Here is a 19,622-nt window from a genome sequence, read left to right as displayed (position 1 = left end):
TGATGCTGAATTTAATTCGGCCATTATGGAGATATGTCGAACAGTGATCAATCAGCAATTCTGACCGCCGCGCCCCGCATGCCGATTCCGGCGGCGGCCTACCTGCTCACCGGCTGCATCGCCGTCATCGGCTCCAACTCGCTGGTTCTCGGGCCGATCGCGCCCGCCGTCGCGGCATCGTTCGGGGCGAGCGTGCCGGCGGTGATGACGGCCGCTGCCGCTTTCGGCCTCGGCACCTCGGCCAGCGCGCTCTTCCTCGCCCGCTACATCGACAGGATCGGCGCGCGCCGCATGCTGCAGGGCGCTTTGCTGCTGCTCGCGCTGGCGCTGATCGCCAGCGCCCTGGCGCCGACGGTGGCGGCACTGGTCGCTGCCCAGTTCGTCGCCGGCATCGCCGCCGGCGTCGCCATGCCGGCGATCTATGCCAGCGCGGCGGCGATCGCGCCGCCCGGCCGCGAGAGCGGCACCATCGGCGTCGTGCTGACCGGCTGGACGCTGTCCATGGTCGCCGGCGTGTCGCTGTCGGCCGTGCTTGCCGATCTCATCCATTGGCGCGCCGTCTTCTTTGCCGTGGCGCTTCTGGTCGGCACCGCCGTCGCCGGCCTTACCGCGAGCTCGCTGCGCGACGCCCGGAAAAGCGGTCCCGCGCCTTCGCCGCTCGGCGCCCTGGCCGTGCCTGGGATCGTCCCGCTGCTGATCGCTTGCGGCGCCTTCATGACCGCCTTCTACGGCGTCTATGGCTATCTCGGCGATCATCTGCATAAGGATCTCGGCGAACCCGTCAGCGCCAACGGCCTTGCGGCGATCGCCTATGGCCTCGGCTTCGGTGCTGCCGCGCTTCTCGACGGCGTCATCGATCGCCTCGGCGCCCGCCGCGTCATGCCTTTCGCCTATCTCCTGGTCGCCGCGGTCTATGTCGCTATGGCCTTGGCTAGCGGCGTCTTCGGCCTGCTGATGGCAACGATAGCTGCCTGGGGCCTGGCCAATCATTTCGGGCTCAACGTGCTGGTGATGCGGCTGACCGCGCTCGATCCCGCGCGGCGCGGCACCATCATGGGCCTGAACAGCGCGGTCACCTATCTTGCGGTCACCATCGGCACCGCCGGCTTCGGCCCGCTCTACACAGGTCTCGGCTTCGCCAACTGCGCCTTGATCGCCGCCGGATTGATGCTGGTGGCGGCAGGTGCCGCGGCGTGGCGGTCGGCGGCCTGACTGTCCACGCAGTCAGTTCGGGCTCGCAACGACGACCGTGCGCGCCGCCCTTAGCAGCCATGGGCATGCATAATAGTCGCTGATCCGATTGATGATCCCGTTGGTGGCTTCGATCCGAACCGGATAGGCCGGTTTCCAGCCGGCTTCGTCCCGGTGGACCACGAGCAGCACGATCTCGTCATCGACCGTGCCAATCGTCATCTGCCAGTTCGCCTTGCCCTTTTCATATTCGACGAAGTAGATCGATTCCGACAAGTGTCCCCTGAAGCAGTCCGAGACCCGCAGTTGCGCGTCGGCGCTGGTCAATGCCCGCACACCGTCCCAGTCACGGCGGTTGAAGAGTTCGATATAGCGGTTGAGCAGTTTCGACAGCTCAGGGTCCGGCGAAGGCTCCTGGCGCACGGCCGGCTGCTCCGGCAGCGCGGCCAGCTTGGCGCGGCCACGGCTCAATGCGGCTTTGACGCCACCGACCGTCGATCCGACGAGATCGGCAATCTCTTCCAGCGAATGGTCGAAGACGTCTTTCAGCAGAATGCAGGCCCGTTCTTTCGGAGGCAGGTGGATCACCAGCCGTTCGATGGCACGATCGGCGCCCTGGCCGGCGGGTTCGACCGGCAGAACGATCTCGTCGACCGCGAAATTGGCTTCGGCGCGTCGGCGTGTTTGCTGGTTGCGCAGGAAATCGATGCAGCGGTTGTGCGCGGTGCGAAACAGCCATGAACGAAGAGCGCCCGGATCGTCGATCATCTCGATCTTGCGATAGATCTCGAACAGCGTTTCCTGCATCACGTCCTCGCCGTCGAGCGCCGAGCCGGTCATACGCGAGCAATAGCGGTGCAGCCGTTGCCGCAAATGCGCGACCGTTTCCAGGAATGCGGCGTAACGAATGTCGAAGAGCCCGGTGGGCTCAAATCTTGGCTGAATCGTCATGACAACACGAATACCGTTCTGCATGTCTTACCGGCGCAAGGTCCGCCCACCTTACATCGTCCTGATGTCATCGGGAGTCCGATCGAAGCGATCGTGCCTGCCATCGACATGCATTACCGGCGCGGTCGCCAGTTCATCCGGATCGATCCCGTCGAGAGCCGCAATCGGAATGGCGAAGACGATACCGCCAAGCATCGGGATGTCGCCGCGCGCCGGCATGCGCACGCCGCAGGTCGCGCAGAAGTGATACTGGATGCTGGGCGCTTCCCTGCCGGGCGGGATCCACTGATATTCGGCCTGCGCTTCGGCCCCAGACGTGAGGCGAAAGTGCTGAGGACCGACGAACCCCACCCAGGAGCGAGTCTTGGTGCATGTCGAGCAATTGCATTTGACGGTTCCCCGGCTGAGGTCGATCGGCCTCGAATCGAACTTTGCCGCAATGGCAGCTTCCTGCGTAGGTCTTCAGCATATCCCGATAATCTCAGCGCTCGCCGACCGGCGCGCGCCGGCCTGCCTCCAAGACGTATGCCGGCGATAAAAGGATACGTGGCGTGAGACGGGTTCTCGCGGCAGGCATCTGGCATGGTCGAGTTCATTGCGCGCCGCCGTCATTTCAGCACGCGATAGGTCAGCGTCACGACGCCGCTTTCGAACCGGCGGGTGTCCGTTAGCTCCAGCCTGACCAGCGAAGGATCGACATCCTGGAAAGCGCGCTTTCCGGAGCCGACCCGCGTCGGCAGGATCGACAACTGATATTCATCGACCAGCTTGCCGGCGAGCAGGGTCTGATCGAGCTGGGTGATGCCGTATTTCAATATGTCGCCGCCGCCCTCAGCCTTGATCGCGGCGAGGCCATCGACAACGTCGCCTTCGATCAGGGAAGCGTTCCAGCCGACATCTTTCAGGGTTCGTGACGCGACCAGCTTCTTCAGCCCGTTCATGCGGTCCATATACTTGCCCTGAATCTGCGGCCATCGGCTGGAAAACAGCTCGTAGGTCACACGCCCGAGCAGGAAATACTCCGCCTCGCCGGCCTTGGCATAGGAATGTTCCAGCGCATCTCCGACAAAGAAGGGCGATGCCCAGTTCATCGGCGCCTCGATCACGCCGTCGAGCGAGACGAAGCTGCCGATTATCAATTTCCTCATCACAAATTCTCCTGTTGAAGGGCCGGTGCTGCTAGGACGTTTGGGATGCGCTCCGGGATACGTGGCGCGGCAAATTTTTTTTGAGGACCGGGGTTGGCTTGCCGATGCCTCGGGTCCTTCGATATGCCCTGGAAGTGAAACGGCCGGATCGGAAGCGCGATGAAGACGACCCTTGAAGTCACGGCCGAGCCCTTGCCGCGGGACCTTGCCTTTGTTGGCGAGAGCCTTACCGCTTTCAATGACGGCGATGTCGGCGCGTCGGGCCGCAAGACGCTGGCCGTCTTCGTCCGGGACGATGCCGGCGCGATCGTCGCCGGCATCTCCGGCTACACCGCCTGGGGCTGGCTCTATGTGCAATGGCTCTGGGTCGACGAAAGGCTGCGCGGCCGGCGCATCGCCGCCGGCATGCTGGAGGCCGCCGAACGGGAAGCGCTGGCGCGCGGCTGCCAGGCCGCCTGGATCGACACCTTCAATCCAACCGCCGCCAAGGTCTATCAGCGCCAGGGCTACCAGCCGTTCGGCACGCTTGCCGACTTCCCCGTCGGCCGCAGCCGCATCTTCCTGCAGAAGAAGTTGTCTTAACCCGCCAGCTTTCCGCCGCGCATCGGCTGCGGCACCCCGGTGGTGCTCGGAAAGCTGATCGGCAGGCCGCGCAGCACGCGCACAGCGAGGAACGCAAAGCACTCCGCTTCCACCGCGTCGCCCTTCCAGCCAAGGGCCTCGGCTTGGACCACTTCGACGCGAGCGCGGCTCTCGAGCATTGCCATCATCGTCGGGTTGCGGCGACCGCCGCCGCTGACCGCCAATCGTTTCGGCCGGCGCGGCAACAGGTCGAGCGCCTTGCCGACGGCCGACACGGTGAAGGCCGTCAGCGTCGCAGCCCCATCCTCCACGCCGAGCCCGTCGGCCATCGCCGCGGTGAAGTCGAAGCGGTCGAGCGACTTCGGGTAGGGCTTTGTCAGATAAGGATGCTGGAGCAGCCGCTCGAGCCTTGCCTCGTCGACCGTGCCGGCGGCCGCCAGCCTGCCGTCGCGATCCATCTCGCCGAGACCCTTCGACTTGACGAAATCATTGACCGGCGCATTGGCCGGACCGGTGTCGAAGGCGACGATTGCGTCCTTGCCGTCCCACCAGGTGATGTTGCCGACGCCGCCGAGATTGAGCACGGCGGTGTCGCCGCTGGCGTCCGCCTCCTTGAGCAGCGCCGCATGGTAGGCGGCAGCCAGCGGCGCGCCTTGCCCGCCGGCCGCCACATCAGCCGAGCGGAAGTCATAGGCGACCTTGGTGCCGAGCAGGACGGCCATCAACTCGCCGTCACCAAGCTGACGCGTCCTCCCGATCTTGCCCGGCTGCGGCGCGCGATGCAGCACGGTCTGGCCATGGAAGCCGACGACGCCGATATCGGCCATGGTCATGCCGTGGCTCTCGACAAGATCCCTGACCGCGGCTGACTGCGCGCGCGTCAGCGCTTCCTCGGCTTCACGGAAGATCGCCGGCTCCGGCCCTTCGAAATTCCAGGCGCGCGCCTGGCACAGCGTCTCTTCGAGAAGCGAACGGATCGATTGCGGGTAGGGAGCCAGAGTATAGGTGCCGAAGTCGGCGATGCGCTCGCCGTCGGTCTTGATCAGCGCCACGTCGATGTTGCCGTCAAGCACCGTGCCGGTCATCAGGCCGACGGCCCAGATCGGTTCCATGGTCGCTCCTCGAATCGCCTTTGAACCACGTGTCGGACGGATCGGCCCGACAGGCAAGTCTCTAGCGGACTCCGGGACCCGTCACCCTATACCGCCAGCTTTTTGCGTCGCGCGCCGAAATTGGAGCAACGTCGTTCTTGCCTCTTGCCGTCGAAGGCGCGAGCCTATCGAGGGCCGCGCAAGGAACGATTAACTATCCGCTGCGATCCTAGGCAACCATGACGGGCCGCTGGCGCCGCTGCGGGCCGCGGTCTCGACACTCAACGCGCTCGGCGTCGCCTGCATCGCGATGCCGTGCAACACCGCCCATCATTGGTTCGACCAGCTGGCGGCGGGTTCGCGCGCCGAGATCATCCACATCGGCGACGCGGCGGTGGCGGAAATCAGCCGCAGCCTGGACAGGGGCCGCGTCGCGAACCTCGCAACCCGGGGCACGCTGGTCTCCGGCTTCTATCAGGAGCGGATTTCGGCGGCCGGATTCGAGCACTGCATTCCCGAAAGCACGGAGTTTCAGGAGCGGGTCGACAGCGCGATCGCCCTCGTCAAGGTCGGCTCCATCGCCGATGCGGCGACCGAGACCGAGCGCGCGCTTCATCTCGCGCAACTGGCCGGCGCCGATGCCGCCCTGCTCGGCTGCACCGAACTCTCGGTGGTGGCCGCCAGCCTCAACGACACGAACGGATTGAACGTCATCGACAGCAATGCGGCTTTGGCGCGGGCTTGTCTGACGCGATTGGGCTTTGCCACGCAGGAAGCCAGAGGACTGCCGACCATGTCGCGGCTGCGGGAACACGATCGATTGCCCTGGTCCGCGGCGCAACGGGCTTCATAGGCGCCGCTTCGACCTTTCGCCGCGCCGAATGTCTGCCCGACGGCGGCCAGCGTTCTCCAAGTCATAAAATCTTTGAGAGAATATTTTCCACCTTCCGTTCGATAGGAAAAGCGCTTCTTTGCCCCGGCGGGCAGCATTGGTGATGCTGACATCAAGGCTTCGCGCTCCGCCAGGCCGAAATGAATTCAGGATCGCAAGGAACGCATCATGTCCGACCTCGGCAACGCTTCAAAACCTCTCGTTACGTCAATCACCAGGCGCGCCGGACTTGCCGCGCTCTTTGCCGCGACATTCGCCGTCATCGGCCTCACGGCGCCCTCGCCGTCCTTCGCCGAGAACAAGAAGGCGATCAAGGTCGGCATCATCAGCGGCGAGGACGAGGATGTCTGGCGCGTCGTCGTCGCCGAGGCGGCCAAGAAAGGGCTGACGATCGAGACCGTCGTCTTCAACGACTATACCCAGCCCAACGAGGCGCTGGAGCGCGACGAGATCGACGCCAACGCCTTCCAGCACAAGCCCTATCTCGACAACCAGATCAAGACGCAAGGCTATCACATCGTGCCCGTGGGCTATACTGGCGTCTGGCCGATCGGCCTCTATTCGAAGAAGCACGCCAAGGTCGCCGACCTGCCGGAAGGCGCCGTCATCGGCCTGCCCAACGATCCCTCCAACGAAGGCCGCGCGCTGCATGTGCTGGAGCATGAAGGCCTGATCAAGCTGAAAGACGGCACCGGCATCCTGGCGACCACCGCCGACATTGCCGAGAACCCGAAGAAGCTCGAGATCAAGGAGCTCGATGCCGGCATTGTCGGCCGCTCGGTCGACGATCTCGACGCCGCCGTCGTCAACACCGACTGGGCGCTGAAGAGCGGCCTGACGCCGGAAAACCGCATCGCGCAGGAGCCGGTGGCCGACAATCCCTACCGCAACTTCATCGCCGTCAAGGCCGGAGCTGAGAACGAGCCCTGGGTGAAGACCCTGGTCGCCTCCTACCAGAACGAGACGGTGAAGGCCGAGTTCGACAAGGTCTACAAGGGCACCGGGATCAGCGCCTATTGATCGGCGCCTGGCTAGCAGCAACGGGCAGTCCGCTGTCGAGCGGACCGCCATCGCGTTTGCGCGGCGCAGAAACGGAAGGTGAGATGAACCAGCATGTCACGGCCGAGCCGGCCGATCCGGTCCACATCCAGCCCAACGGGTCGGAGGATGTTGTCCGCCTCGTCGATCTGAAGCGCCGCTTCGGCGCGACGGCGGCGCTCGACGGCGTTTCGCTCACGGTGCGCAAGGGCGAGATCCTCGGCATCATCGGCCGCAGCGGCGCCGGCAAGTCGACCCTGATCCGTTGCCTCAACGGCCTGGAGCGTCCGGATTTCGGAGATGTCTTCATCGAAGGCCGCGAGATCAGCCGCCTGGGCGAACGCGCCTTGCAGCCGCTGCGCCGTCGCATCGGCATGGTCTTCCAGCACTTCAACCTGTTGTCGGCGAAGACGGTCGAGGACAACGTCGCGCTGCCGCTCAAGATCGAAGGGCGGCCGCGTGCCGAGCGCCTGGCGCGCGCTGCCGAGCTGCTGCAGCTCGTCGGCCTGTCGGAGAAGGCCAAGGCCTATCCGGCGTCGCTGTCGGGCGGGCAGAAGCAGCGCGTCGGCATCGCCAGGGCGCTCGCGGCCCGACCGGCGCTGCTTCTATCCGATGAGGCGACCTCGGCGCTCGATCCGGAGACGACGCGCTCGATCCTGGCGCTGCTCAAGGACATCAATTCCAGGCTCGGCCTCACCATCCTGCTCATTACGCACGAAATGGAGGTGATCCGTTCGATCGCCGACCGCGTAGCGGTGATTGATGCCGGGCGGATCGTCGAGGAAGGCGCCGTCTGGCAGGTCTTCGCCGATCCAAAATCCGAGATCACCAGAAGCCTGCTCGGCGGCATACGGCCGCAACTGCCGCCCGAGATCGCCAGCCGGCTCGCGGCGGGCGAGGGGACGGAAACGATCCTCAGGATCGATGTGGCGGGCGAGGCCGCCCGCGGCGCATTGCTGTCGGATCTCGCCGCGATGGTGCCCGGCCCGTTCCGCCTCGTGCATGGCGGCGTCGACCATGTCCAGCGGCAGCCTGTCGGCACGCTGTTCCTGGCCGTTTCCGGAGCCGACAATGCGCATCTCGCGCGAACAACGACATTCCTGAAAGACCGCGGCGCGCGGGTGGAGGTGCTTGGCCATGTCGCCGGTCCTGTTTGAACTCCTGCTCCGCTCGATCTGGGAGACCGTGCTGATGACCGGCGCTTCCGGCCTCATCTCGCTGGTCTTCGGCCTGCCGCTTGGACTGGCGCTGGTCGCCACCGATCGCGGCGGCATTGGCGAAAGCCTCTGGGTGAATCGTATCCTCGGCGCTTTGATCAACGGCTTCCGCTCGGTGCCCTTCATCATCCTTTTGGTGGCGCTGATCCCGGTGACGCGGCTGATCGTCGGCACCTCGATCGGCACCTGGGCGGCGATCGTTCCGCTGTCGATCGCGGCCACGCCCTACTATGCCCGCATCGCCGAAGTCTCGCTGCGCGAGGTGGACCACGGCCTGATCGAGGCGGCGCGCGCCATGGGCGGCAACCGCTGGACGATCATCCGCGAGGTGCTGGTGCCGGAAGCGCTGCCGGGCATCGTCGCCGGCTTCACGGTGACGCTGGTGACGCTGGTCGGCGCCTCGGCCATGGCCGGCGCCATCGGCGCCGGCGGTCTCGGCGATCTTGCCATCCGCTATGGCTACCAGCGGTTCGAGACCAGCGTCATGATCGCCGTGGTCGTCGTCCTGATCGTGCTTGTCTGCGGCATCCAGTGGATCGGCGACCGGCTGGTCGCGCGGCTGGATCATCGCGCATGAACGACGCGCGGCAGGCGATGGTCGCAATGAACGCAATTTGCCGCAAAGCGTCGGAATTGAGCGGCGGCTTGCTCCGTTTGCGGTGAGATTGGTCGGCGCGTTTCTTCACCTGCAATGACGCGCATGTCATCGTTGCCGTGAGAGGAGCCTGTCCATGGCAAGAATAATTCCCGTGCTCGATCTCGACCGCCTTGAGCAGGGCGAATCGGAACTGCGGACTTTCCTGTTTGATCTGCGCACCGCCGCCCGCGATGTCGGCTTCTTCTATCTCAGCGGCCACGCCATAACACAGCCGGACATCGACGCCGTGCTCGATGCCGCGCGGCGGTTCTTCGCGTTGCCGGAAGCCGACAAGCTCGGCATCGAGATGGTGAAGTCGCCGCAGTTCCGCGGCTATACGCGTGCCGGTGGGGAGCTCACCAGGGGCAAGGCCGACTGGCGCGAGCAGCTCGACGTCGGCGTCGAGCGCGCGACCATTTCGCAAGGGCGGGGCGTGCCTGCCTGGACGCGGCTGCAGGGCCCGAACCAGTGGCCGGCCGCGCTGCCCGAGCTGAAGCCGGCGCTGCTTGCCTGGCAGGGCAAGGCTACCGAGGTTGCGATCCGCCTGCTCAAGGCTTTCGCGCTGTCGCTCGACCAGCCGGAAGACGCCTTCGATCCGATCTATCGCGGCGAGCCCAACCACCGCATGAAGATCGTGCGCTATCCCGGCCGCGATGCCACCGGCGATGACCAGGGCGTCGGCGCGCACAAGGATGGCGGCTTCCTCACCCTTTTGCTGCAGGACGAGAACAAGGGGCTGCAGGTCGAATATGACGGCAGCTGGGTGGATGTGGACCCGATTCCGCGAACGCTGGTCGTCAATATAGGCGAGCTGCTGGAACTGGCCTCGAACGGCTATCTGCGAGCAACTGTGCACCGCGTCGTCACGCCGCCGGCCGGCATCGAGCGGATTTCGGTTCCCTTCTTCTTCAGCGCCCGGCTCGACGCGACGATTCCGCTGCTCGACCTGCCGGAGGAACTGGCGGCCGAGGCACGGGGCCCGGCCAGCGATCCCGACAATCCGCTGTTCCGCAACGTCGGAACCAACGTGCTGAAGAGCCGGCTGAGGTCGCATCCCGACGTGGCGCGCCGGCATTACGCCGATCTCCTGGAAAAGGCAGCGGCCGCAGGCTGAAATTTTGTGCTGTCCGAGCGATATTTTTTCGCGTTTCGCTCAGTTTTTGGAAATCAGTTCGTCGCAAACCGGCCGGCCAAGGCCCAAATAACGGGTGTCGTCCGGTGTTTTCCTCCCATTGCGCCGGGCGATGTTCCCCTCTGAAGGTTATGACCTTCATTTTTTGGCCGGGCCGCTTTCGCGCCCGGCCTTTTTCTTTTGGGGCAAGGACATCGCACTGCGGCTACCATCCCGCAATTGTGCAAAGAAGAGAAGATTGGCGGGGCAAGCGAAGGCGATGCGGATCGCACCAAAAAGGTCCGAAATCCGAAGCGATCCGTCGTCCGTCGGCATTCGACCGGCCCGATGAAGGAGCCCGACATCGTTGATCTTATAATTAACATGTAAATTAGGTCTTGACGCGGAATGCCAAGCATCGTTTTTTAAGCCAATGCTGCTTCCGTGGACGAGATTGCCGCTCTCGGCAAGGCCGCGGATAGAGCTGCGATACGAGCCTTAAAATTTTGCCGCAAATTGTATTGTATTGGATTTCTCGGAGACCTGAATTTGCTGCCGTCCACCCCCCGCCGCTCTTTGCCGATGGCTCTTCTGCGCGCTCGCGAAGTGATCATGGCGCATTTTCGGCCGATGCTTGTCCGCCACGACATCACCGAGCAGCAATGGCGCGTGCTGCACGTGCTTGCCGAAGCCGGGCCGCTGGAAGCGACCGAACTCGCCAACCGCGCCTCGATCCTGCCGCCCAGCCTCACCCGCATCATCAGAGCGATAGAGGTGCGGGCATTCATTACCCGCAACAAGGTCAAGGAGGACGGCCGCCGCGCCCTGCTCGCCATCAGCCCGGCCGGCGTGGCGCTGGTCGAAGAACTGGCGCCCGAGCGCTTCGCTATCTACGAGGCGATCGAGAAGCGCTACGGCGCCGAAGAGCACGCGCGCCTGCTGGAGATGCTGGAAAACCTGATCCAGTCGGAGTCGACCGAGAACTGAGGGGCCGAACCTCGTCCGGCCGGGGTGCGACGCGCTCCAGCTTCTTCGGATGCTGTTCCCGCCGAAGGCTGGCGCGGCCGGTCCAATTGCAAAGCCTGAAATCGGCGTAAGAGCTAAGCCATGAATCGCGGCAGCCCTGCCGCCAGCGCATCGACGGCCAGCCGCACTTTCAGCGGCAGGTGCGGCGTCTGCAGCCAGAGCGCGTGGCAGTCGTAGAGATAGTCCGGCTGGTCGGGCAGCAGACGGAGGAGCGCCCCGGCTTCGACGCGCTCGCGCACCAGCCAGTAGGGCAGCCAGGCGAGACCCATGCCGTCGGTTGCGGCATCCGCGATGGCGTCGAGATCGTCGAGCCGCAGCCGGCCGGTCGGCGCGATCTCCGTGACCGAACCGTCGTCGCGCGGGAACAGCCACGGCTGCAGCGCCTGGCCGAGCCGCCGGTAGATGATCGCCTGATGGCCGGCGATGTCTTCGAGCCGACGCGGCCGGCCGAACCTTTCGACGTGGGTGGGCGAAGCGCAGACGATCATGCGCTGGCGCGCGACGCGGCGCCCGATGATGCCGGCCCTGTCATCCAGCGTTCCGGTGCGGATCGCGAGGTCAAAACCGTCCTCGACGAGATCGGCGAAGCGGTCGCTGAGCGACAGGTCGAGCTCCAGCGTCGGATAACGCCGGGCAAGCTCGAGCAGGACCGGCGTGACGCAGTGGCGGCCGAAATGCGCCGGCATCGTCACGCGCAATTTTCCGCGCGGCTCGGACAATTGGTCGGCAGCCAGCGCATCCGCGGCTTCCGCTTCCGCCAGCACGATCCGGCAGCGCTCGTAATAGGCGCGCCCGAAATCGGTCAGGCTCTGCCGGCGCGTCGTGCGGTTGATGAGGCGCACGCCCAGCCGCTCCTCGAGGAAGCGGACATGCTTGCCGACCATCGGGCCTGACAGGTCGAGTGCCGCCGCGGCGGCCGCGAACGAGCCGAGGTCGACGGCTTTGACGAACACTTCCATGCTTTCGAGGCGGTCCATATTGCAAACCACTGGTTTCGACTGTTCTGCGTGCGGTCGGATTTATCCCTCCGCTGCGCGCCTGCATAGTCCATTCCGTCAATTGGATTTGGAGTCGCATGATGGCAAGGGTTGTTCGCTTTCACGCTCGCGGCGGTCCGGAGGTGCTGCGCATCGAGGACGTCGAGGTCCCGCCGCCCGGTCCGGGCGAGGTGCGGATCCGCGTCAAGGCGCTGGGCTTGAACCGCGCCGAAGCCTCGCTGCGCAAGGGCAGCTATATCGAGACGCCGGCGCTGCCGTCAGGTCTTGGCCTCGAGGCGGCAGGCATCGTCGAGGCGGTCGGCGAGGGCGTCGATGATTTTGCGCCAGGCGATGCCGTCAGCATCATCCCGCCGCATTCGATGGGGCGCTGGCCGGCATATGGCGAGCTCGTCACCTTTCCGGCCAAGCTTGTCGTGAAGCATCCGCCGTCGCTCGGCTTCGAAGCCGCCGCCGCGACATGGATGCAATATCTCACCGCCTATGGCGCGCTGGTCGACATCGCCCGTCTCGGCCGCGGCGAGCCCGTCGTCATCACCGCCGCCTCGAGCAGCGTCGGTCTGGCCGCAATCCAGATCGCCGGGATGATCGGCGCCGTTCCGATCGCAGTGACGCGGACATCGGCCAAGAAGAGTGCTCTTCTCGATGCCGGCGCCGCTTATGTCGTGGCCTCGCAGGAAGAGAATCTCGAAGCGCGGCTGAAGGAGATCGCGCCGCAGGGCGTGCGCGTCGTCCTCGACGCGGTCGGCGGTCCGATCTTCGCGCCGCTGACATCGGCGATGTCGCGCGGCGGCATCCTCCTCGAATATGGCGGCCTGAGCCCCGAGCCGACGCCGTTCCCGCTGCTCGCGGTGCTGGCGAAGACGCTGACGCTGCGCGGCTACCTTGTCCACGAAATCACCGGCGATCCGGTGCGACTGGAAGCCGCCAAGGCCTTCATTCTCGACGGCCTCGCGTCGGGCGCGCTGAAGCCGGTGATCGCCAGGACCTTTCCGTTCGACAGGATCGTCGAGGCGCACCGCTTCCTCGAATCGGGCGAACAGTTCGGCAAGGTCGTCGTCACGGTTTGAGGCCCCAAAGAAAACGAGGCAGGTTGTCGGGGCCCGCGTCGGTCGTTCGTCCTCTGGCTGCAACGCGCAATCAGAGGAGCCTGCCAATGACCCCTACCATCACCGCCTTCGAACGGTCGCCCGATGGCGGCAGGGGGCAGGCACGCGACATGCGCGTTCGCTGGGCGCTTGAGGAAGTCGGCCAGCCTTACGACGTTCGCCTGCTCTCGTTCAGCGCGATGAAGCAATCCGCGCATCTTGCGGTCAATCCTTTCGGCCAGATTCCGACCTATGAGGAAGGCGATCTCTGCCTGTTCGAGTCCGGATCGATCGTGCTCCACATCGCGGAACGCCATGCAGGCCTGCTGCCGGACGACGTCAATGCCCGGGCGCGCGCCATCACCTGGATGTTCGCCGCCCTCAGCACGGTGGAGCCTCCGATCCTGGAATTCGTAACCGTCGTGATCCTAGAACGCGACGCGCCGTGGCGCGCTGAGCGCCTGCCCTTGGTGAACGACCGGATCCGCAAGCGGCTGACCGAGCTCTCCCGCTGCCTGGGTGATGCCGACTGGCTCGACGGCGCCTTCAGCGCCGGGGATCTTATGATGGTGACGGTGCTGCGCAGATTGAACCTGTCGGGACTGCTGGACGAATTCCCGAACCTCGCCGCCTACGTCGCCCGCGGCGAAGCGCGGCCTGCGTTCAAGCGCGCTTTCGATGCCCAGTTGGCGGTTGCCGCCGCCGCATCGACGCGCGGATGAGGGCTGTCGGGGGTGGGTCTTCCTGGTCTACCAAAGCATCATCCGATGGGGTCTGCTGTTGTTCACGGCCGAAGGCAAATCTGCCGCGCTGATCAGCCGCGCGCTTCCTGCCACCGTGCCTATGATGTTTTCTCCGAGATACTTCGCATGTGAACTATCTTGACAGCCGCCCGCCCAGCTTGCAGTGTATCCTTGACATGCAAACAGCGGTTCGGACCGACGCGCCGCCTCGGCGCGCGGCGCGCATATCCAGGACATCGACGGCCATGACTATGTCGACTTCGCGCTCGGCGACACCGGCGGCATGTGCGGCCACGCGCCCGAAGCGGTGACGCGCGCGGCGCTCCCCACCAGTTGCAGAACGGCAGCACCATGATGCTGCCCACCGAGGACAGCCTCCGGGTCGGCGAAGAACTCACGCGCCGCTTCGGCCTGCCTTACTGGACGCTGACCACCTCGGCCACCAACGCCAATCGCGGCGCCATCCGCATCGCGCGCATGATCACCGGACGCGACAAGGTGCTGGTCTTTTCCGGCTGCTATCACGGCGGCGTCGAGGAAGCGCATGTCGAGATCCGCGACGGCCGCGTCGGCATGCGCAACATGATCCATCCGAACGGCGTCGATCATTCCGCCGTCTCCAGGGTGGTCGAGTTCAACGACGTGGCGGCATTGGAGGACGCGCTGTCGCATGGCGACGTCGCCTGCGTGCTGACCGAGCCGCTGATAACCAATTTTGGCATGATCCCGGTCGCCGAAGGCTTTCACGCGGCACTGCGCGAAATCACACGCCGCACCGGCACGGTGCTGATCATCGACGAGACCCACACCATCTCCAGCGGTCCCGGCGGCTATACCGCGCTGCACGGGCTAGCCGGACATGCTGGTGGCCGGCAAAGCGATCGCCGGCGGCATTCCGGCCGGTGTCTTCGGCGTCTCGCAGGAAATCGCCGAACGGCTCTGGAAAATCGTGCCGATGGTCAATCCGCGCGTGCGCCAGTCCGCGCATCTCGGCATCGGCGGCACGCTCGCCGGCAACGCGCTTACCGTCGCCACCATGCGCGCGGTGCTGGAGGAGGTGCTGACGCCGGCCAATTTCGAACTCATGATCGCCAACGCCACGCGGCTGGCCGAGGCCGCGCGCGGCGTCATCGGCGGCAGCAAACTGCCCTGGCATGTGACGCAGGTCGGCGCCCGCGCCGAGATCATGTTCATGCCCAAGCCGCCGCGCAACGGCGCCGACGTCATTGCCGGCCGGCGCGGCGACCTCGAGACGCTGCTGCATGCCTTCTACATGAACGAAGGCATACTGGTGACGCCGTTCCACACCATGTTCCTGATGTGCCCGGCAACTTCGGCGGCCGATGTCGATCGCCACACCGAAGTCTTCGCTCGCTTCGTCGGTCTGGTTCGCGACGCGGGCATCGTCTGAAGCAATGGCGAACCCGTTCGCCCGCACGGGCAGGGTGGTGGCCCGCCGCGAGCGCGGCATCGGCATGGCATCCTCACGCGCTTCTCCCGGTCGGGCGCTTCCGTTCTCATGGCCAACCGCGCGCTGAATCCATCGGCGCCTGGTCTCCGGACCTTTCGGAAAAAGCAACCCGAAGCAGTCCTGTGCCATTTGACGTCTCATCTCCCACAAAATTTAAAACGTTTGCAATTCTGCGAAAGGCGATTACAAACGTTTCAACATCGAGTTCGGGAGGAACGATTGCCGGCCCGTGTCACCACGCTGAAAGAGCTTGCCGCCAGCCTCGGCCTGTCGATCACGACGGTGTCGCGGGCGCTTGCCGGCCATCAGCAGATCGCGCTGAAGACGCGCGAGCGTGTCACCCAGGCGGCGCGCCAGGCCGGCTATGTGCCCAACACCGCGGCGCGCACGCTGGTTTCCGGCCGCAGCGGCTTCGTCGGCCTGGTGCTGCCGATCCGCGGCCCTAATCTGGTCGATTCCTTCCTCGGCGAGTTCGTCACCGGGCTCGGCGAGGGGCTGGTGGCGCATGGCGCCGACCTCATCCTCGCCACGGCGGCGCAGGACCAGGCCGAACTGGCGGTATTGCGCCATGTCGTCGAATCCGGCCGGGCCGACGGCGTCGTCGTCACCCGTATCGCCGAAGTGGACGAACGCCTCGCCTATCTACGCAACCGCGGTTTTCCGTTCGTCGCGCATGGCCGGCTGCTCGACAGCGATTTTGCCTACAACTGGCTCGACACCGACGGCGCCCATGCCTTCGGCGAAGCCTTCGACATGCTCTACGATCTCGGCCACCGCCATTTCGGCCTGGTGACGATTTCCGAGCCGATGACGTTTCGACATCTCAGGCAGGACGGTCTCGCCGCGGCGATCGCCCGCCGCGGCGATCCTTCGGTGCGGCTCGACGTGGCGACCGCGCCCCGCTTCGATCGCGGCGCCCGTATCCAGGCCGTCAACCGCATGCTGCACGGTCCCGATCGGCCGACCGCGATCATCGCCCTGTTCGACGAACTGGCGCTGACGGTCATGGAGGAGGCGTCACGCGCCGGGCTCACGGTGCCGCGCGACCTCTCCGTCATTGGCTTCGACAACGTCGTCGCATCGGCCTATGCGCCGCCGGGCCTCACCACCTTCGACGCCTCGATCCGCCAATGCGCGCGCGAGATCGCCGACATGCTGCTCACCGTCATCGCCGACAAGCGGGCGGAGCCGCTGACCCGGCTGATCCGGCCGACGCTGGTGCCGAGGGCGAGCCATGGACCCGCGCCGCAGGCAAGAAACTGACGCCGGCGTGACGGCGCATATCCAGGGAGGAAAGAGCATGATCAACGCATTGAGGAAACTGGCGGGCGCGGCGCTGGCGCTGTCGCTGGCCACTGCGGGCGCCCACGCCCAGCAGGTGCTGTTCTGGTCGACGCAGGCGCGCCCGGTCGAGGAGACGCAGAAGATGCGCGACCAGGTCCTGAAGGGCTTCGACGGCCCGGTCGATTATCAGGTCGCCGAGGACGGCCCCTGGCTCACCCGCCTGCAGGCCGAATTGCAGGCCGGCTCCGGCGCCATCGGCCTGCTTGGCGGCCTGCATGGCGACTTCTCCACCGTCGGCGCCAGCCTTGTCGATCTCTCCGCCGTCGATGTCGGAGGGGTCAAGGTCAACGAGGCCTACAAGAAGCTCGGCATGCTCGGCACCGGCGAACAGAAATACATGCCATGGATGCAGGCCACCTATCTGATGGCCGCCAACAAGCAGGCGCTGCAATATCTGCCGCCGGGTGTCGATCTCAACACCATCACCTACGACCAGCTCATCGAATGGTCGAAAAACATCGCCGAAAAGACCGGCTCGCCGAAATTCGGCTTTCCGGCCGGCCCGAAGGGACTGAAGCACCGCTTCTTCGAAGGTTTTCTCTATCCGTCCTACACCGGCTCGATGGTGACCAAGTTCCGTTCACCGGAGGCCGAGACCGCCTGGAACAAGTTCAAGGAGCTGTGGCAGTACACCAATCCGAACTCGACCAATTACGCCTTCATGCAGGAGCCGCTGCTGTCGGGCGAGGTGTGGGTAGCGTTCGACCATGTCGCGCGCCTCGCCGACGCCTTCAACCAGAAGCCCGACGACTTTGTCGCCTTCCCGGCGCCGGCCGGTCCCGCCGGCCGCGGCTTCATGCCGGTGGTGGCCGGCGTCGCCATCCCCAAGACTTCGCCCGATGTCGACAAGGCCAAGGCGCTGGTCGCCTATATGCTGAAGCCGGAAACGCAGATCGCGACGCTGAAGGCGACCAATTTCTTCCCCGTCGTCGACGTCAAGCTGCCCGACGACATGCCGGCCTCGGTGAAGGCGTTTGGCCCGGCGATAGCCGCCATGACAAGCGCGCCCGATGCGCTGCCGGCGCTGCTGCCGATGGGGCTCGGCGATCTCGGCGGCAAGTTCAACCAGGTCTACACCGACAGCTTCGAGCGCATCGTGCTCGGCGGTGAGGACGTGCATGGCGTCCTCGAACAGCAGGCGGCGGCGCTCAAGGCGATCATCGACCAGGCCAAGGCGCCATGCTGGGCGCCCGACAAGCTGTCCGAAGGCGCTTGTCCGGTCGACTAGACCATGATCCCGAAAAGTGGAAGCCGGTTTTCGGAAAAGATCATGGTCAAACAATAAGATAATCCTCCCGAGGGGGCGCCCGGAGTTTGTTGCGCTCCGGGCGCCCAGACCGCAGCAAACAAGGACGCTAAGATGAACGGCAAGGCTCTGCCCTATCTGCTGCTGATGCCGGCGACGCTGTTCCTGTGCGTCTTCTTCCTCTATCCCTTTGTGCTTGTCGCTTTCGAAGCGGTGACCCGCGACGGCGCCTTCACCCTCGACAATTTCCGCGCCATGGCCGGCAACTGGAAGTTTCCGGCCACCGTCCGCAACACGCTGCTGCTTGCGGCAATCGTCGTGCCGATCCAGCTTGCCATGGCGCTGCTGATGGCAAGCATCGTCTCGCGGCTGGAAGCCGGGCGCAGTGCCGCGCTCTATATCTTCGCCATTCCGCTCGGCATTTCAGACCTTGCCGCCGGCCTTATCTGGCTCGCCATCTTCGACCAGTCCGGCTTCCTCAACACGCTGCTCTCCAGCCTTGGCATCGTCGACCGGCCGGTCATGTTCCTCGGCTACCAGAGCAAGCTCACCATCTTCATCGCCGTCGTTCTGGCCGAGATCTGGCGTGCCACGGCGATCATGATGGTCATTCTCGTCGCCGGCATGGGGCTGATCCCCAGGGAGTATCACGAGGCCGCTGAGGTCTTCGGCGCCGGCCCGTGGAAGCGCTTCGTGCGCATCACCCTGCCGCTGCTCCGCCCCTCGCTGCAGACGGCGATCATCCTGCGCGTCATTCTTGCCTTCGAGGTGTTCGCCGTCGTCGCGGCCCTTGGCGGAACCAATCTGCCGGTGCTGATGGGCGAAACCTACAACTGGCAATTCACGCTGCAGGATCGCAACGTCGCCGCCGCCTCGGCGCTGCTCATCCTCGCCATCTCGATCGGCTTCACGCTGTTCTTCCTGAGAGTGCTGCGCGTGCCCAAAGAGGCGCGGATATGAAGGAGGCACGGATATGAAGGAGGCGCGCATATGAGCGCCGTCGCCGAGGCGCCGGTCGCCGCGACCGCCGATGCCCGCAAGGCCGGAGGCTGGCTGTTCGTTGCCACCGCTATCCTGCTCTGCGCGTGGGTGCTGCTGCCGATCTATCTCCTGATCGTCAACGCGCTCTCGTCGCCGCAGGACGTGACCGGCTTTCCCAAGCGCTTCTTCCCGTCCTTCGATCTTGGCAGCCTGTCTTTCTTCATCAATTTCGCCGGCGTCGCCAGGGCGCTGTGGAACTCGGTGCTCGTCGCTACCCTGACGATGATCCTGTCCATTGGCTTTGGCGCGCCGGCTGGCTACGCGCTGTCGCGCTTCGATTTCGCCGGCAAGGGCACGTTCCGCTTCCTGGTGCTGATGACCCGCGCCTTCCCGTTGCCTCTCTTGGCGCTGCCGCTGGCGGTGATGTTCATCCGTACCGGCCTCGACGACACCGCGATTGGCCTGGCGCTGGTGCACACCACACTGGCGCTGCCCTTTGCCGTGCTGATCACCTTCTCGCTGTTCTCGGGCATTCCGGTCGAGCTGGAGGAGGCGGCCTGGACGCTTGGCTGCACACGCTGGCAGGCCTTTCGCAAGGTGATCCTCCCGCTGGCCCTGCCTGGCATCGCTGCCTCGGCGGTGTTCGCCTTCACCATTTCCTGGAACGAAGTGTTCGCGGCCGCCGTGCTTACCATAGAGAACCGCACGCTGACGGCCTTCCTGCTGCAGAGCCTCGGCGAGTCGCCGCTCTACCTCAAATTCGCCGGCGGCGCGGCGCTGGTCGTGCCGGCGCTGATCTTCATCTTCGCAGTCAGGAAATATCTGTTCGCCATGTGGGGGATCGCCAACCGATGACGTGCGCGACGGAGA

21 protein-coding genes and 1 pseudogene are annotated in these 19,622 nt (G+C 65.2%); 16 read left to right on the top strand and 6 right to left on the bottom strand.

The genetic code is table 11. The annotated features are described in order from the left end of the window. The first annotated feature begins 33 nt into the window (after window positions 1–33). Window positions 34–1,212 carry an MFS transporter gene (locus tag EN874_RS26970; RefSeq protein ID WP_127425855.1) on the top strand — a complete coding sequence of 393 codons (1,179 nt, stop codon included), beginning with the start codon at window positions 34–36 and terminating at the stop codon, window positions 1,210–1,212. Between the two features lie 12 nt (window positions 1,213–1,224). On the opposite strand, the gene EN874_RS26965 is transcribed toward EN874_RS26970, so the two are convergent. The 3 genes from EN874_RS26965 to EN874_RS26955 form a co-directional block, all read right to left on the bottom strand. Next, window positions 1,225–2,142, bottom strand: coding sequence for a sigma-70 family RNA polymerase sigma factor (locus EN874_RS26965; RefSeq protein WP_127425854.1), 918 nt, complete (start codon window positions 2,140–2,142; stop codon window positions 1,225–1,227). 51 nt (window positions 2,143–2,193) lie between these two features. Further along, window positions 2,194–2,493, bottom strand: coding sequence for a GFA family protein (locus EN874_RS26960; RefSeq protein ID WP_245513695.1), 300 nt, complete (start codon window positions 2,491–2,493; stop codon window positions 2,194–2,196). Window positions 2,494–2,750: 257 nt separating this feature from the next. Continuing rightward, entirely contained in the window at window positions 2,751–3,290 is a 540-nt protein-coding gene (locus EN874_RS26955; RefSeq protein WP_127425853.1) for a dihydrofolate reductase family protein, read from the bottom strand. A 159-nt stretch (window positions 3,291–3,449) separates the two neighbouring features. Between EN874_RS26955 and EN874_RS26950 the strand changes: the two genes are divergently transcribed. Continuing rightward, complete coding sequence (locus tag EN874_RS26950; protein WP_127425852.1) at window positions 3,450–3,872, top strand: GNAT family N-acetyltransferase; 423 nt, start codon at window positions 3,450–3,452, stop codon at window positions 3,870–3,872. Here the strand turns inward: EN874_RS26950 and EN874_RS26945 are convergent. Beyond that, window positions 3,869–4,984 (bottom strand): anhydro-N-acetylmuramic acid kinase, encoded by a 1,116-nt coding sequence (locus EN874_RS26945; RefSeq protein WP_127425851.1) that lies wholly within the window; start codon window positions 4,982–4,984, stop codon window positions 3,869–3,871. The two genes, EN874_RS26950 and EN874_RS26945, sit on opposite strands and share 4 nt — an antisense overlap. A gap of 205 nt (window positions 4,985–5,189) precedes the next feature. On the opposite strand from EN874_RS26945, the gene EN874_RS26940 reads away from it, so the two are divergent. From EN874_RS26940 to EN874_RS26920, 5 genes are all read left to right on the top strand, one after another. Continuing rightward, on the top strand, window positions 5,190–5,816 hold the full coding sequence (locus tag EN874_RS26940) for an amino acid racemase (RefSeq protein ID WP_168247632.1): 627 nt from the start codon (window positions 5,190–5,192) through the stop codon (window positions 5,814–5,816). A 207-nt stretch (window positions 5,817–6,023) separates the two neighbouring features. After that, the gene (locus EN874_RS26935) at window positions 6,024–6,875 is read left to right on the top strand and encodes a MetQ/NlpA family lipoprotein (RefSeq protein WP_127425850.1); all 852 of its coding nucleotides are present in this window, start codon (window positions 6,024–6,026) and stop codon (window positions 6,873–6,875) included. 83 nt (window positions 6,876–6,958) lie between these two features. Beyond that, window positions 6,959–8,050: a methionine ABC transporter ATP-binding protein gene (locus tag EN874_RS26930; RefSeq protein WP_127425849.1), complete on the top strand. Its 1,092-nt coding sequence runs from the start codon at window positions 6,959–6,961 to the stop codon at window positions 8,048–8,050. Beyond that, window positions 8,031–8,687 carry a methionine ABC transporter permease gene (locus EN874_RS26925; protein WP_127425848.1) on the top strand — a complete coding sequence of 219 codons (657 nt, stop codon included), beginning with the start codon at window positions 8,031–8,033 and terminating at the stop codon, window positions 8,685–8,687. The genes EN874_RS26930 and EN874_RS26925 overlap by 20 nt, the downstream gene beginning before the upstream one ends. Window positions 8,688–8,841: 154 nt before the next feature. Beyond that, window positions 8,842–9,861, top strand: coding sequence for an isopenicillin N synthase family oxygenase (locus EN874_RS26920; protein ID WP_127425847.1), 1,020 nt, complete (start codon window positions 8,842–8,844; stop codon window positions 9,859–9,861). Between the two features lie 156 nt (window positions 9,862–10,017). Here the strand turns inward: EN874_RS26920 and EN874_RS33850 are convergent, their stop codons facing one another. Further along, on the bottom strand, window positions 10,018–10,194 hold the full coding sequence (locus tag EN874_RS33850; RefSeq protein ID WP_168247626.1) for a hypothetical protein: 177 nt from the start codon (window positions 10,192–10,194) through the stop codon (window positions 10,018–10,020). Window positions 10,195–10,440: 246 nt separating this feature from the next. Between EN874_RS33850 and hpaR the strand changes: the two genes are divergently transcribed. Beyond that, window positions 10,441–10,845 (top strand): homoprotocatechuate degradation operon regulator HpaR, encoded by a 405-nt coding sequence (gene hpaR / locus EN874_RS26915; RefSeq protein ID WP_127425846.1) that lies wholly within the window; start codon window positions 10,441–10,443, stop codon window positions 10,843–10,845. Between the two features lie 113 nt (window positions 10,846–10,958). Here the strand turns inward: hpaR and EN874_RS26910 are convergent, their stop codons facing one another. Beyond that, complete coding sequence (locus EN874_RS26910; RefSeq protein ID WP_127425845.1) at window positions 10,959–11,861, bottom strand: LysR family transcriptional regulator; 903 nt, start codon at window positions 11,859–11,861, stop codon at window positions 10,959–10,961. Window positions 11,862–11,962: 101 nt separating this feature from the next. On the opposite strand from EN874_RS26910, the gene EN874_RS26905 reads away from it, so the two are divergent. The 8 genes and pseudogenes from EN874_RS26905 (at window position 11,963) to EN874_RS26875 (ending at window position 19,607) form a co-directional block, all read left to right on the top strand. Continuing rightward, complete coding sequence (locus tag EN874_RS26905; RefSeq protein WP_127425844.1) at window positions 11,963–12,949, top strand: zinc-dependent alcohol dehydrogenase family protein; 987 nt, start codon at window positions 11,963–11,965, stop codon at window positions 12,947–12,949. Between the two features lie 86 nt (window positions 12,950–13,035). Next, window positions 13,036–13,689 carry a glutathione S-transferase family protein gene (locus EN874_RS26900; protein WP_127425843.1) on the top strand — a complete coding sequence of 218 codons (654 nt, stop codon included), beginning with the start codon at window positions 13,036–13,038 and terminating at the stop codon, window positions 13,687–13,689. Between the two features lie 372 nt (window positions 13,690–14,061). Further along, a pseudogene (locus tag EN874_RS34545) lies at window positions 14,062–14,460 on the top strand (aminotransferase class III-fold pyridoxal phosphate-dependent enzyme); the annotation flags it as partial. Window positions 14,461–14,575: 115 nt separating this feature from the next. Then, complete coding sequence (locus tag EN874_RS34540) at window positions 14,576–15,121, top strand: hypothetical protein (RefSeq protein WP_245513693.1); 546 nt, start codon at window positions 14,576–14,578, stop codon at window positions 15,119–15,121. 279 nt (window positions 15,122–15,400) lie between these two features. Beyond that, window positions 15,401–16,444 carry a substrate-binding domain-containing protein gene (locus EN874_RS26890; protein ID WP_127425842.1) on the top strand — a complete coding sequence of 348 codons (1,044 nt, stop codon included), beginning with the start codon at window positions 15,401–15,403 and terminating at the stop codon, window positions 16,442–16,444. A gap of 37 nt (window positions 16,445–16,481) precedes the next feature. Then, complete coding sequence (locus tag EN874_RS26885; RefSeq protein ID WP_127425841.1) at window positions 16,482–17,753, top strand: ABC transporter substrate-binding protein; 1,272 nt, start codon at window positions 16,482–16,484, stop codon at window positions 17,751–17,753. 132 nt (window positions 17,754–17,885) lie between these two features. After that, window positions 17,886–18,731 carry a sugar ABC transporter permease gene (locus EN874_RS26880; protein ID WP_127425840.1) on the top strand — a complete coding sequence of 282 codons (846 nt, stop codon included), beginning with the start codon at window positions 17,886–17,888 and terminating at the stop codon, window positions 18,729–18,731. Window positions 18,732–18,761: 30 nt separating this feature from the next. Continuing rightward, window positions 18,762–19,607 (top strand): carbohydrate ABC transporter permease, encoded by an 846-nt coding sequence (locus EN874_RS26875; RefSeq protein WP_127425839.1) that lies wholly within the window; start codon window positions 18,762–18,764, stop codon window positions 19,605–19,607. Window positions 19,608–19,622: the final 15 nt, after the last annotated feature.

This window comes from Mesorhizobium sp. M1D.F.Ca.ET.231.01.1.1, from assembly GCF_003999155.2.
Lineage (GTDB): Bacteria > Pseudomonadota > Alphaproteobacteria > Rhizobiales > Rhizobiaceae > Mesorhizobium.
The sequence above is the reverse complement of the archived record's forward strand: the minus strand, read 5'-3'. Positions and strand labels throughout refer to the sequence as shown.

Bases quoted from the DNA above. Each gene is read 5' to 3' on its own strand.
- EN874_RS26970 (WP_127425855.1), top strand. From the start codon at position 34: ATGTCGAACAGTGATCAATCAGCAATTCTGACCGCCGCGCCCCGCATG.
- EN874_RS26965 (WP_127425854.1), bottom strand. From the start codon at position 2,142: ATGACGATTCAGCCAAGATTTGAGCCCACCGGGCTCTTCGACATTCGT.
- EN874_RS26955 (WP_127425853.1), bottom strand. From the start codon at position 3,290: ATGAGGAAATTGATAATCGGCAGCTTCGTCTCGCTCGACGGCGTGATC.
- EN874_RS26950 (WP_127425852.1), top strand. From the start codon at position 3,450: ATGAAGACGACCCTTGAAGTCACGGCCGAGCCCTTGCCGCGGGACCTT.
- EN874_RS26945 (WP_127425851.1), bottom strand. From the start codon at position 4,984: ATGGAACCGATCTGGGCCGTCGGCCTGATGACCGGCACGGTGCTTGAC.
- EN874_RS26935 (WP_127425850.1), top strand. From the start codon at position 6,024: ATGTCCGACCTCGGCAACGCTTCAAAACCTCTCGTTACGTCAATCACC.
- EN874_RS26930 (WP_127425849.1), top strand. From the start codon at position 6,959: ATGAACCAGCATGTCACGGCCGAGCCGGCCGATCCGGTCCACATCCAG.
- EN874_RS26925 (WP_127425848.1), top strand. From the start codon at position 8,031: ATGTCGCCGGTCCTGTTTGAACTCCTGCTCCGCTCGATCTGGGAGACC.
- EN874_RS26920 (WP_127425847.1), top strand. From the start codon at position 8,842: ATGGCAAGAATAATTCCCGTGCTCGATCTCGACCGCCTTGAGCAGGGC.
- EN874_RS33850 (WP_168247626.1), bottom strand. From the start codon at position 10,194: ATGCCGACGGACGACGGATCGCTTCGGATTTCGGACCTTTTTGGTGCG.
- hpaR (WP_127425846.1), top strand. From the start codon at position 10,441: ATGGCTCTTCTGCGCGCTCGCGAAGTGATCATGGCGCATTTTCGGCCG.
- EN874_RS26910 (WP_127425845.1), bottom strand. From the start codon at position 11,861: ATGGACCGCCTCGAAAGCATGGAAGTGTTCGTCAAAGCCGTCGACCTC.
- EN874_RS26905 (WP_127425844.1), top strand. From the start codon at position 11,963: ATGGCAAGGGTTGTTCGCTTTCACGCTCGCGGCGGTCCGGAGGTGCTG.
- EN874_RS26900 (WP_127425843.1), top strand. From the start codon at position 13,036: ATGACCCCTACCATCACCGCCTTCGAACGGTCGCCCGATGGCGGCAGG.
- EN874_RS26885 (WP_127425841.1), top strand. From the start codon at position 16,482: ATGATCAACGCATTGAGGAAACTGGCGGGCGCGGCGCTGGCGCTGTCG.
- EN874_RS26880 (WP_127425840.1), top strand. From the start codon at position 17,886: ATGAACGGCAAGGCTCTGCCCTATCTGCTGCTGATGCCGGCGACGCTG.
- EN874_RS26875 (WP_127425839.1), top strand. From the start codon at position 18,762: ATGAGCGCCGTCGCCGAGGCGCCGGTCGCCGCGACCGCCGATGCCCGC.